This is a genomic window from Acinetobacter sp. YH12239 (assembly GCF_013417635.1).
Lineage (GTDB): Bacteria > Pseudomonadota > Gammaproteobacteria > Pseudomonadales > Moraxellaceae > Acinetobacter.
The window spans coordinates 327,326-340,284 of sequence record NZ_VPDP01000002.1; the positions used below are offsets into that span (position 1 = coordinate 327,326).

Sequence of the window (12,959 nt, forward strand, 5' to 3'; positions counted from 1 at the left end):
GGCTGTTTTTTTTTGCAAAGATTATTTAAAAGATTGAGATCATGGATTTTGAGTTGAAGCATTCGAGTGATTTACATGTTTGTGGTCCATGTCATAACGTAATTGTTTAGCTCGAACCAATACTTTTTCTTCAAGTTTCTTACGTAAACCAATAAGAAAGATAAATTCTGCCACGACAAATAAAGGGCCTATTGCGAGTCCAACAAGATCATCTACAAAAGCTGGTTTTTTCTTTTCATAATAGTGCCCAATAAATTGAATAATCCATCCCACAATAAAAAATCCAGCACTTACCAATACCCAAGAGGATGTCGTTAAAGCTGCTACTTGTGTGGCTGGCTGATAAATTAAAGCAAATAGCACTGCCATTACCACACCAAAAATGAGATCCAAACTCAAATAATAAATGACCGATGCTACGATCAATAACATTGCAAGATCAATGGAATATCCAGCAACTGTAAATTGCGCTTTGGCTGCAAAACACAAGATCGAAAATACAATCAAGGGAATTCCAATAAAATGTGAAAATACGTTTTTACGATCTAGGTGATAAGCTGCATATTGTCCAAGCAAGCTCTCTAAACGAGTCATGTTATCATTCCTTTTTCTGACTATTTCCTTCACTATATATAAATGTAAACCAATAAGTTGTCGACTAGACGACAAATAAGCAGCATAAAAGGGATAATTTTGCTTTTAAATCAATACGTTTATCTTTTAAAAAATAATTGGTGGTTTAGCCAGTTTGATCATGAACTACAACAGCTGATGCTCGAACATGCACAGCTCATTGAGTATGGCAAAGATCAACTGATATTTTCTAAAGCTGATCAATTTGATGGCATTTATGCCGTGATTGATGGTGCTGTTCGTTTAGCACATATTGACGTAGAAGGTCGTGAGGCGGTGACAGTTATCGCAGATCCCATTATGTGGTTTGGTGAAATTTCGTTGATTGATCAACAACCTCGCTCTCATCATGCGATTACCAGTAAAAAATCCAAAATCCTCAAAATAAGCCGTGTCGGACTTGATCTAATTTTAGAACAATATCCAAAATTTTGGTTATATCTGGCTCAATTGGTCAGTCATAAACTCCGTTATGCTTTCATGGAGTTGGTCTCTATTCAAACACAACCCCTTATTCAACGTTTAGCTCAAAGATTAATCTTTATCTTAAATGGATACGGTAATCTCAAAGAGATTGAAAAAAACACCATCAACCTATCTCAGGAACAATTGGCACAAATGTTGGTCTGCTCAAGACAAACCATTAATCAAGAACTACAACATTTAGAAAAAATTGGCGCAATTAAAATTGCATTTAAAAAAATTGAGGTGATTAATCTCAATCAACTTAAAGCTTTAGCCGATCAAACTTAATCGACTAAAGATGAGGAGCATCAGTAAAATCTGGATTAATCATTGTATTTGGGGGTTATTTAAAATAATTTTGTATACGCCTTGGTGTTTCCTAATTCTGGTTGCTCAATTGCAGTTTTGCACTGGGCTTTATCGCGTTCATAATTGGCTTGACGCTGTGCGAGCTGCCCCTCATTTTCCACGATTGCACGCGCCCAAGCATCTATGGTTGTTAGCGCTTTTCGACAAAGCGCATATTTCCCTTCAGTCACTGAATCGGTCATTTTGACATTAATACGCCAATCCAACACCAATTGACGCACAGGCTCGCGTACTTGTGATGGTATAAGCGCTTTATTGGCTTGATACAGAATAGGATCAACCTGATTAATCAATTGCCAAGCATGATTTGCATATTCAGTTGCATCATTGGTCAACTTCGGTGCTTCTTTAATTTCAACCTTTTCATCGGCAGTTTCTGCCTGACCACCACAACCGGACAAAGTGAAGATGAGGAATGTAGTCAATGCAGCTAATTTAAAGGGAGATTGAATCGCAAACATGACATCGCTCTAATAAACTATTCGGCACTATGCTAGTAAATTCGGGTAGAATACTCAATCTCGTTTTATACCTTTTGTTCCAATCTCCAATTAGGTTTATCGTGACCCAATCAAGCTCCCCACACATGACACCGGCAGGTTTTTGGCAAGGTGCCAAAGACAGTCAAGCCATCATTTTCACCTATTTGCCTGTTTCATTCGCGTTTGGTGTATCTGCAACTCAATTTGGTTTTACAGCGTGGGAAGCATTATTTTTATCCTGTTCGATGTATGCCGGTGCCAGTCAATTTTTGGTGGTTGCCTTACTCGGCAGTGGCACTTCTATCTGGATGACAGCCTTAACTGTAATAGCGCTTGATATTCGACATTTGTTATATGGCCCTGCTTTACAAAACTTAATTCAAGATAAACTCAATCTGAAAAAAACTGCAATTTGGTCATGGGGCTTGACCGACGAAGTCTTTGCATCAGGCATGATTAAACTGTCGCAACGCCGTCAAGAATGGTCTGAATCTTGGATGTTAGGTCTGAGTCTATTTAGCTGGTTGTCTTGGGCACTCGGATCTTTTCTCGGGGGCTTATTTGCAGATCAAGTCAGTCATCTCCCCCAATTTTTGCAAGCAGCGCTCGACTTTCTATTACCTGCACTTTTCTTGAGCTTCTTACTAGCTGCATTCGAGAAAAAACATACCTTTGTCGTGACCATCACCATTATTGTTTCTGCTATTGCGTGTTACTTTATCGATTTATCTGCAGCGATATTCATTGGTATAAGCTCCGGTATTTTGGCTGGTTTGTTTAAACATTATGTACTAAAGCAACATGATCCTTTGCACACAGGTGAACAATCATGAATCTAGAAATTATTTGTGTCGGTATTCTGGTCGGTATCGCGAATTTCGCCTCACGCTTTGGTCCTTTTTTTGTGATTCAGAAACTACAACAAGGTCGCCAGAAACGCGGTGCTCTTTGGCTCAAAATCGCCCTTGGATCAATCGGTATTGCTGCGATCAGTTCAATGCTCGTGGTCGCGACTTTACCGCCGCTCTTAGAAACACCCAATAAGAGCGTTGCCATGCTAATTGGTTTTATTGTGCTCTCGGGTTTGTATTTCAAATTTAAACAGATTGTACCTGCAACACTCACAGCGGCACTCACATACGGTTTGGTATATACCTATTTCCCGCTTTAAAATATTTCTCGCGTATTATTCATTCAGATTCTAAATTTATAAGCCTGATCTTCGGATAAGGCTTATGCATTTTTATCAATAAAAAAATTAAACGATATCAAAATAATTTCTTGCTTTTTCTTGTATTCATCGCGCTCAAGAGGTTTTAGTTCTGATATGCTAAAAGTCCATAATATCAAGCACGGATGAATCAAATGCTTATTACACTCGGTACTCCACTTCAATCTTCGGCGTTTAAAGTTCTATTATTGGGTTCAGGTGAGTTGGGTAAAGAGGTGGTAATATCATTACAACGATTAGGTGTAGAAGTACATGCAGCAGATCGCTATGACAATGCACCTGCCATGCAAGTTGCTCATCATTCCTACACTTTGAATATGGCGGACCCAAAAGAATTAAAAAAACTGATTGAACAAGTTCAACCTCATTTAATTGTTCCCGAGATTGAAGCCATTGCCACTGAAGTCTTAGTGGAAATCGAAGAGACTAAAACTGCCGTAGTTATTCCTTCTGCGAAAGCCGTGAATCTCACCATGAATCGTGAAGGAATTCGTCGCCTTGCAGCTGAAGAACTAGGGCTTCCAACTTCTGCTTATCGTTTTGCCAATAGTTTGGAATCATTCCGTGCAGCATGTGATGATATTGGCTATCCAAATTTTGTAAAACCTGTGATGTCATCATCAGGTAAAGGACAATCACGCGTAAAATCTTTTGATGAAGTCGACGCAGCTTGGGAATATGCTCAAACAGGTGGTCGTGTCAATCAAGGTACTGTCATCGTAGAATCACAAATTGATTTTGATTTCGAAATTACATTACTCACAGTACGCGCAAAAAATTCTGAAACAGGAGAAATCGAAACGCACTTCTGCGATCCTATTGGACACCGTCAAGATGCAGGTGACTATGTAGAAAGCTGGCAACCTCAACCTATGAGCACAGCTGCCCTTGATGAAGCAAAACGTATTGCCAATAAAGTCACAGTAGCGCTCGGCGGTTGCGGTATTTTTGGTGTGGAATTATTCGTTAAAGGTGATCAAGTTTGGTTCAGTGAAGTTTCTCCACGTCCACATGACACTGGATTAGTGACACTTGCATCTCAATATCAAAGTGAATTTGAACTTCATGCCCGTGCGATTTTAGGTCTTCCAGTGAATACGCAACGTCACAGTGTTGCTGCAAGTGCTGTGATCTATGCAGGTGTTGATAATACGAATTTGTCATTTTCTGGCTTAAATCTTGCTATGCAAAACCCAAATGTCGATTTACGTCTTTTTGGTAAACCTGAAGGCTTTAAACGTCGTCGTATGGGGGTCGCAACTGCACGTGCTGAAACAACTGACATAGCACGCGAATTAGCGACTGAAGCAGCTTCAAAAGTAATTGTAAATCAAAACAAATAATTCATTAGGTAGGCCATCATTTCATGATCAATACGTCTCCATTAGCAAACTATGTTTCGAGTAATCACGACATCAAGGCAATTAATCAATGGCGCTCAGATGTTGAAAATCAATTACAACATGAGTTTGAACATGGTAAGGCGATACGTGAGATTATTCTCACTCGATCAAATCTGATTGATGAGGCGCTTAAATTCCTTTGGCAACATGCTGAGTTAGATCAAACCGATCTGGGCTTGTTCGCTGTAGGAGGTTATGGTCGTCGTGAAATGATGCCCTACTCTGATGTCGACATTCTGATCCTTTCAGAAGATGATCTTACACAAGAACAAGAAAATGCCATTACCATTTTTATTTCCTCTCTATGGGATGTTGGCAATTTTAAACCTGGCGTAAGTGTAAGAACCATTCAACAGTGCTTTGAACAGGCCATGAATGACTTAACGGTAGCAACATCTCTCATTGAGTCTCGTTTAATTATTGGAAATGAACACTTAGCGAAATGGCCTCGTCGTGTTGTTTCACAAACTTGGACTGATAAAACCTTCTTTGATGCCAAGATGGAAGAACAAGCCAAACGCTACGCTCAGCACAACAACACTGAAAGTAATTTAGAACCTGATATCAAAAATGCACCGGGTGGCATTCGAGACATTAACCAAATTGGTTGGATTGCAAAACGGCATTTCCGAGTAAATCGTATATACGATCTTGTTCATTTAGGTTTCATTTCTGAGTTTGAACTTGGGGTTCTCGAAGATGCTGAGAATTTTCTCTGGGAAATTCGTCATCATTTACACCGCTTAACTAAGCGTGATGAAAATCGACTATTGTTTGATTACCAACGCGATATCGCAGCAAAATTTGGTTATCACAAAGTTGAAGGTGAACATATCAATTATCCAATTGAACAGTTCATGAAACGCTACTATCGAGCAGCTCAGCAGGTTTCAACCCTGAATGAAATGCTACTCGCCTATTTTAATGAATCAGTCATCACTCCTCGCTTACCCAACTATGAGCGTAAAATTGAAGAAGTGAATGAAAACTTCAAATTGGTGGATGGTAAACTCGCAGTTCAACACCATAAAATTTTTGCAGAGAAGCCTACAGCCATCCTTGAAATTTTCTATATCCTAGCAAATCGCCCTGATATTGATGGTATTCGAGCTCGTACACTTCGATTGCTTACTTTAGCTGCAAAACGCATTGATCAAGCGTATAGAGACAATCCAGTTAATCAAGCCTTGTTTATGGCGATCATCCGATCACCAAATAACTTATATGAAACATTGCTTGCGATGAAACGTTATGGTGTACTCGGCAACTATATTCCTGCATTTGGGCAAATCATGGGCCTTATGCAATACGATTTATTCCATATCTATACTGTAGATGCACATACGCTCCTACTCTTACGAAATTTAAATCGTTTTAAAGCGCCAGAATTTGCTAAAGATTTTCCTGTCGTAAGTTCGGTATTCCAGCGTCTGGTGCGCCGAGACATCGTATTCCTCGCTGCTTTGTTCCATGATATCGCCAAAGGCCGTGGTGGAGACCATAGTGAATTGGGCGCGGTTGATGCCATTGAGTTCTGTAGCAAGCACGGTTTTACTGAGCGTGAGTGTAATCTTGTTGCGTGGTTGATCCAAAATCATCTATTGATGTCGATGACTGCGCAGAAAAAAGATATTTCTGATCCAGATGTTGTAAAAGATTTTGCCGAGAAGCTAGGTGATATGGAACACTTAGACTATCTGTATACGCTTACAGTGGCTGACATTAACGCAACCAATCCTAAGCTTTGGAACACATGGCGAGCATCGCTCATGCGTCAGTTATATACCAATGCTCGTGACGTTATTCGTAGTGGTTTGGGACGTCCTGTCGATTACCAAATGCTGATCGAAGATACCAAATTTGCTGCAAGTGAATTACTCGTCAATGATTATGCTTTAGAAGCTGTTGAAAAAGTTTGGCAAGAACTTGGTGACGAATATTTCCTCAAAGAAACTGCAGATGAAGTCGCATGGCATACACGTGCAATCCTAGATCATGGTGATAATTCAGCACCATTGGTGATGATGCGCGCGCACCGTAAATCAGCGCAAGATGCTGTGCAGATTTTTATTTACACTCAAGATCAACCTAATCTTTTTGCCACTACTGTTGCGGTTCTAGATCGTATGAATTTAGATGTACAAGATGCACGCATTATTACAGCAACTAAATCATTTAGCTTAGACACCTATGTGGTGCTTGATCGTTTTGGCACATTAGTGACAGATCCAGAACGTGAAAATACGGTAAAAGAATCATTGGTGCATGCATTAACAGATTCACAAAATTATCCCGGTATAATGCAACGCCGTATTCCACGCCAACTTCGTCATTTTGATATTGAAAACACAATTGATATCACGTTAAACGAGGCGCTACAGCAAAATATGGTCGAGATCTCTACCCTCGATCAGCCTGGATTACTTGCCCGTATCGGTGGCTTATTTATGATGCAAGGTCTCGATATCCATTCCGCGAAAATCGCCACCTTGGGTGAGCGCGCAGAAGATATTTTCTTTGTAACCAAAAAGAATGGCGAACCTATGAATTTAACTGAAGCTCAGGCTTTTGCTGAACAATTAAAAGCAGCATTAGATGAGGCTTCAAATCAGGTCTGTAATCATCATTAAAATTTAGATTTAACCCGACGGTAACTGTTTCATGAACTCTAGTTTAAACCTATTACATCCTTATCCATTTGAAAAGTTGAATAAACTTTTTCAGGATGTAAAACCTGCAAATCTTCCGTTAATTCCATTGTCAATTGGTGAGCCAAAACATCCTGCACCTGAATTCGTAAAACAAGCTATTGTCGATAACTTCAATCATCTTTCGACATACCCAAACAGTAAAGGCTTACCAGAATTACGTGAAAGTATTTCGCAATGGCTCACACGCCGTTTCAAATTAAATGCTATTAGCGCAGAAGATCATATTTTACCTGTGACTGGCACACGTGAAGGAATTTTCTCATTCGTACAAGCGCTGATCAATCGTGATGAAGCGCCTTATGTAGTTATGCCGAATCCCTTTTATCAAATTTACGAAGGTGCAGCTTTACTCGCTGGCGCTCAACCCTATTTCATCAACTGTACTGAAGAAAATGGTTACCTTGGCGACTTCGATGCTGTCCCTGCGGAAGTATGGGAGAAGACAGCTTTGCTCTTTGTCTGCACCCCCGGAAATCCGACAGGTGCTGTGCTTTCAAAAGAACAGTTTAAAAAGTTAATCGCGCTCTCTGATCAATACAATTTTGTCATCGCATCCGATGAATGCTATTCAGAACTATGGTTTGATGAAGCACCAGTTGGCTTATTAGAAGTTTGTGCAGAATTAGGTCGCGATGACTACAAAAACTGTATCGTATTCCACTCTCTGTCTAAACGTTCTAATTTACCAGGTATGCGATCTGGCTTTGTTGCAGGTGATGCTAGTCTATTAAAACCTTATTTAAAATTCCGCACTTACCACGGTGCTGCAATGCCAGTACAACATCAATTGGCATCGATTGCTGCATGGAATGATGAGGCACATGTTGAAGAAAACCGTAAACAATACCGTGCTAAATTTGATTTATTCCAACAAGAATTAGGTCATTTGCTACCACTGAAAAAGCCTGATGCGGGTTTCTATTATTGGCTTAAAGTAGACAATGATGAAGTTTTTGCTCAACATTTAATGCAAGAAGCGCATATCAAAGTCCTTCCTGGTCGTTATTTATCTCGTGATACTGAACAAGGAAACCCAGGTGAAAGCCATGTTCGTTTGGCACTGGTCGCAGATTTAGACCAATGTAAAGAAGTTGTTAAACGCTTAAAAGCAATTCTTTAATCATGAATGATCTCTAAACCTAAGCCCTTTTTTTAGAGGGCTTATTTTTTGATTGATGATTCTAGGCATAGTTTGAGCGGAAAATGATATTTTCTAACATACCTTCACTCTAGCCCTCTCTAAAGAAAATCTAACTTAAAGGAATTGGTTGTCCTTTTACTATCTAGGATCACTCTCACGAGTGCGATACGGTGCGCCTATAGACTTTTCGATTTTTTAAAACTTTTTCATACATTATAAATGGTATTATCTCTTGTTTTACGCAATCAATTCTACTTGATATTTTTGCATGAACTTTTTCAACTTCACTAAAGTAGATATTTACAGGGATTAACTCTATATCTCCATTATCTAATTCAACTTCACCCTTTAGAAACTCATTAATTAATTTGTCCTTATCCTTGTATAGAGAGATATAATCAATCAAACCCCTTCGTATATCAACATATACATCCATTATAAAATCACTAAAATTTACTTCTTTATTTTTTTAATAAATCTCTAACTGATTGCAGATGATTTTCTATTTTTATAATATCGTTGGTTAGTTGATTTATACTTGTTTAAACTAACAACTCTTCACCTTCATTTGCACTCACTTTAAATAGAAGTTCAATATTCATAAGAAATTTATTTAAATCTAAAAGAATCAATTTACATTCATTTACAATGACTTCACTACCTTTTTGATTTCTCCATTCATTTGAAATACACCATGCAGTAGTAGATGCTATTCCAACCCTATTAAAGTAGTAATTGCTCCCCAATCCCAGTTACAAACTTGCATATTTTTTCCTTTCGTACCTTTTATGCAGCAACAATGCCATGCTAAACAGCTTTTTCAATTTTTTTATTTGTTAAACCTTTTATCCAACTCTTTGATTTTATCATGTTATTAAGTTTTAACTGTCTTAGCACTAGGCTTCTTCTCGCTTCTTTCTAAACCTTGTTTAAAACTTTCTTGAGTCTAACAATAATGGTCAGTAGTTCCCCTTAGAGATAATATAACTTTAACTATTGATACATCATAAAATTAAAAAAACGCCATGAATTTTCATGGCGTTTTAAAACACTTAAAGACTGTAATTTAAAAATTACAAAGTAGCCAGAATGTCTCTTAAAGTTTGATTTGGATTTTCTGATTTAGTAATCGGACGACCAATCACCAAGTGTGTAGAACCATCTAACATTGCTTGCTTAGGTGTAACAATACGTTTTTGATCATCCGCTGCAGAACCTTCCGGACGAATTCCTGGAGTGACGAGAGCAAAGTTCTGACCTAAAGTTTCACGTAACATTTTTGCTTCTTGCGCAGAACATACAACACCATCCAAGCCACTTTCTTGAGTTAAAGTCGCTAGACGTTTTACATGTTCAAAAGGCTCAATATCCAAACCAAGATCACGTAGATCTTCTCGCCCCATTGAAGTTAATACGGTAACTGCAATCAACTGTGTTTGATAGTTACCTGATTTTAATCTTTCTACACAAGTTTCCATCATTTTTCGTCCACCAGATGCGTGAACATTAACCATCCATACCCCTTGATCTGCAGCAGCGCAAACGGCTTGTGCTGTAGTATTTGGAATATCATGAAATTTTAAATCTAAAAATACTTCAAAACCCTGATCATGCAATGCTTTTACAACGGTCGGACCTTCATGTGTAAAAAGTTCTTTACCCACCTTTACACGACAAAGTTTAGGATCCAAATTTTCAGCCATTTTCAATGCGTCGTATTGGCTTTTTGCATCTAAAGCAACAATGATACTCAAGGTTGTTCTTCCGTCCATCTAAAGTTGCGTCATTATAAAGATGTTCAACTTAAGCTGCAAAATTAACTTTCAAAAACTCAGCTTAAAATTCAACAGTTTATTTTCAATAAAAAAAACCTCTAAAATAAATTTTAGAGGTTTTTTAAATATTTATAAATTACAGCGGATTTGAGTTACGCGGATCTGAATGCACATCTAATACTGTCTTTTCATGACGTACATTTGCAGCAGCTTCAGCAGCAGCTAACTGAGCATTTTGGATTTGTTCTTTACGAAGATATTCAATATCTTTGCGAAGACGCTTAATTTCCCAACTATTTTGGAATACACGGAAAACTTGAACTCCGAGTAATAATCCAACGATGATCCCAAGTGCCAAAGTCAACAAAAGCAATAAACCTAATCTCATTGCCGGTACTTGAGTGAAGAGAAGATCAACAGTCAGTTCTGTACCATTTTGCAGAACCAATGCCAATGCATATCCGAAGATTACAACTAACAGTGCAACTAATACGTAACGCATAACCACCCCTGAGTAATTTATTATTTTCCTGCTGATTCGTTTACAGCATCTCTTAGTGCTTTACCTGGTTTGAAATGAGGTACAGCTTTAGCAGCCACTTCAACTGACTTACCTGTTTTAGGATTACGTCCAACTCGCGGTTCACGATGATGTAAAGCAAAACTTCCAAACCCACGAATTTCAATACGATTATCAGCTGATAATGACTCAATCATTTGATCGATCATAATTTTAACAGCTTCTTCGACCAATGGCTCAGCCAAATGAGGATTTTTGATAGAAATACGTTCTATTAAGTCAGACTTATTAAGTGCTTCAGTAGTCATCTGCGACCTCTTTAATTATCAAGCTACTCTGTGCATAGCGAGATAATAACCTGTTTAAATACAAAACGGTAGCGCAGTAAGTCAATACTACGCTACCGTTTACAGTATTTGTGTAAAAAGTATTAGTTAAATTACATTAACAATACATTGAACACGAAAGACTTAGTGGTTCATTTGAGCTTTGATCAAATCACCAATTGTCTTAGGACCGTTGTCTTGACCTGCAGAAGCAGTTTTCAAGTTAGCAACAGCTTCTTTCTCTTCAGCTTCGTCTTTCGCTTTGATAGACAAGTTGATTGCGCGTGATTTGCGATCAACATTGATGATCTTAGCTTCAACTTCTTGACCAACTTCTAAGAATTTAGTTGCATCTTCAACGCGGTCACGGTTGATTTCTGAAGCTTTAAGAGAAGCTTCAACTTCGTCAGCCAACTTAATTGTTGCGCCACGAGCATCAACTGCAACTACAGTACCTTTAACAAGAGCACCACGTTCGTTAGCAGCTAAGAAATCATTGAACGGATCGCTGTTCATTTGCTTGATACCAAGGCTAATACGGTTGCCTTCAGCGTCTACAGAAAGGATAACCGCTTCAACAGTGTCACCTTTCTTGTAACGACGAATCGCTTCTTCGCCTTGTTCGTTCCAAGAAATGTCAGATAAGTGAACTAGACCATCGATTCCGCCTGGTAAACCGATGAAGATACCGAAGTCAGTGATAGACTTGATTGTACCTGAAACTTTTTCACCTTTGTCGTGAGCCTTAGCAAACTCTTCCCATGGGTTAGCACGAGTTTGTTTGATACCAAGAGAAATACGACGACGCTCTTCATCAACTTCAAGAACCATAACATCAACTTCATCACCAATCTGAACAACTTTAGATGGGTGGATGTTTTTGTTTGTGTGGTCCATTTCTGAAACGTGTACTAAGCCTTCAACGCCTTCAGCGATTTCAGCGAAGCAACCGTAATCAGTTAAGTTAGTTACACGCGCTTTAACGATAGAACCTTTAGGGTAACGGTTCATGATCGCTAACCATGGATCTTCACCAAGTTGTTTAAGACCTAATGATACACGGTTACGCTCTTTGTCAAATTTAAGTACTTTAACAGTAACTTCTTGACCAACTTCAACAACTTCTGAAGGATGCTTGATACGTTTCCAAGCCATGTCAGTGATGTGAAGAAGACCATCAATACCGCCAAGGTCAACGAAAGCACCGTAGTCAGTAAGGTTTTTGATTGTACCAGTAACTGTTTGACCTTCTTCAAGTTGAGAAAGAAGAGCTTCACGGTCAGCTGAAGATTCAGCTTCCATAACAGCACGACGTGATACAACAACGTTGTTACGTTTAGCGTCAAGTTTGATAACTTTGAACTCTAACTCTTTACCTTCAAGGTGAGTCGTGTCACGGATAGGACGAGTGTCTACCAAAGAACCTGGTAAGAACGCACGTACTGGACCGATGTCAACAGTGAAACCGCCTTTAACCTTACCAGAGATAACACCAGTAACGATCTCGCCGTCTTCAAAGATTTTTTCAAGTTTAGTCCAAGTTTCAGCACGTTTAGCTTTTTCACGTGATAAAACTGTTTGACCCATACCGTTGTCAAGCGCTTCAACAACTACGTCAACTGTGTCACCAACGTTAACTTCAAGTTCACGTTGTTCGTTTAAGAATTCAGAGCGAGCTACTACGCCTTCAGATTTAAGGCCAGTATCTACAGTTACCCAGTCAGAATCGATGCTAACAACGATACCTTGGATGACTGCACCCTTTTCAACGTTGAGGTTTAATTCGCTTGCTTCAAAGAGGGCTGCAAAAGATTCGGTCATGATATACCTAGAAAAGTCAGCGGTCTTGGATCAGACAAGGCCGGTTTAGTTAAGTATCGACATAGTCCATATAGAACTGATC

The 12,959-nt window shown here is 38.9% G+C and carries 12 protein-coding genes; 6 read left to right on the top strand and 6 right to left on the bottom strand.

Annotated elements, in window-relative coordinates; genetic code table 11:
• Positions 1 to 39: 39 nt before the first annotated feature.
• Positions 40 to 594: a DUF962 domain-containing protein gene (locus FTV17_RS03640; RefSeq protein WP_179998204.1), complete on the bottom strand. Its 555-nt coding sequence runs from the start codon at positions 592 to 594 to the stop codon at positions 40 to 42.
• Positions 595 to 693: 99 nt separating this feature from the next.
• Between FTV17_RS03640 and FTV17_RS03645 the strand changes: the two genes are divergently transcribed.
• Positions 694 to 1,386, top strand: a complete 693-nt coding sequence (locus tag FTV17_RS03645) for a Crp/Fnr family transcriptional regulator (RefSeq protein ID WP_257219879.1) — start codon at positions 694 to 696, stop codon at positions 1,384 to 1,386.
• A gap of 59 nt (positions 1,387 to 1,445) precedes the next feature.
• Here FTV17_RS03645 and FTV17_RS03650 read toward each other — a convergent pair whose 3' ends face one another.
• On the bottom strand, positions 1,446 to 1,928 hold the full coding sequence (locus FTV17_RS03650; RefSeq protein WP_035264529.1) for a hypothetical protein: 483 nt from the start codon (positions 1,926 to 1,928) through the stop codon (positions 1,446 to 1,448).
• Positions 1,929 to 2,053: 125 nt separating this feature from the next.
• On the opposite strand from FTV17_RS03650, the gene FTV17_RS03655 reads away from it, so the two are divergent.
• From FTV17_RS03655 to dapC, 5 genes are all read left to right on the top strand, one after another.
• On the top strand, positions 2,054 to 2,782 hold the full coding sequence (locus FTV17_RS03655) for an AzlC family ABC transporter permease (RefSeq protein ID WP_092766232.1): 729 nt from the start codon (positions 2,054 to 2,056) through the stop codon (positions 2,780 to 2,782).
• Positions 2,779 to 3,120: an L-valine transporter subunit YgaH gene (gene ygaH, locus FTV17_RS03660; RefSeq protein ID WP_179998205.1), complete on the top strand. Its 342-nt coding sequence runs from the start codon at positions 2,779 to 2,781 to the stop codon at positions 3,118 to 3,120. Before FTV17_RS03655 ends, ygaH begins: the two co-directional genes overlap by 4 nt.
• A 185-nt stretch (positions 3,121 to 3,305) precedes the next feature.
• Positions 3,306 to 4,523, top strand: a complete 1,218-nt coding sequence (gene purT, locus FTV17_RS03665; protein WP_179998206.1) for a formate-dependent phosphoribosylglycinamide formyltransferase — start codon at positions 3,306 to 3,308, stop codon at positions 4,521 to 4,523.
• 23 nt (positions 4,524 to 4,546) lie between these two features.
• Positions 4,547 to 7,213: a [protein-PII] uridylyltransferase gene (glnD, locus tag FTV17_RS03670; protein ID WP_179998207.1), complete on the top strand. Its 2,667-nt coding sequence runs from the start codon at positions 4,547 to 4,549 to the stop codon at positions 7,211 to 7,213.
• Between the two features lie 31 nt (positions 7,214 to 7,244).
• Complete coding sequence (gene dapC / locus FTV17_RS03675) at positions 7,245 to 8,414, top strand: succinyldiaminopimelate transaminase (RefSeq protein WP_179998208.1); 1,170 nt, start codon at positions 7,245 to 7,247, stop codon at positions 8,412 to 8,414.
• 1,094 nt (positions 8,415 to 9,508) lie between these two features.
• Here dapC and pyrF read toward each other — a convergent pair.
• The 4 genes from pyrF to rpsA form a co-directional block, all read right to left on the bottom strand.
• Entirely contained in the window at positions 9,509 to 10,207 is a 699-nt protein-coding gene (pyrF, locus tag FTV17_RS03680; RefSeq protein ID WP_179998209.1) for an orotidine-5'-phosphate decarboxylase, read from the bottom strand.
• A 139-nt stretch (positions 10,208 to 10,346) separates the two neighbouring features.
• Positions 10,347 to 10,712, bottom strand: coding sequence for a lipopolysaccharide assembly protein LapA domain-containing protein (locus FTV17_RS03685; protein WP_035264552.1), 366 nt, complete (start codon positions 10,710 to 10,712; stop codon positions 10,347 to 10,349).
• Between the two features lie 20 nt (positions 10,713 to 10,732).
• Positions 10,733 to 11,038, bottom strand: a complete 306-nt coding sequence (locus FTV17_RS03690) for an integration host factor subunit beta (RefSeq protein ID WP_035264555.1) — start codon at positions 11,036 to 11,038, stop codon at positions 10,733 to 10,735.
• A 162-nt stretch (positions 11,039 to 11,200) separates the two neighbouring features.
• The gene (rpsA, locus tag FTV17_RS03695) at positions 11,201 to 12,877 is read right to left on the bottom strand and encodes a 30S ribosomal protein S1 (RefSeq protein ID WP_035264556.1); all 1,677 of its coding nucleotides are present in this window, start codon (positions 12,875 to 12,877) and stop codon (positions 11,201 to 11,203) included.
• Positions 12,878 to 12,959: the final 82 nt, after the last annotated feature.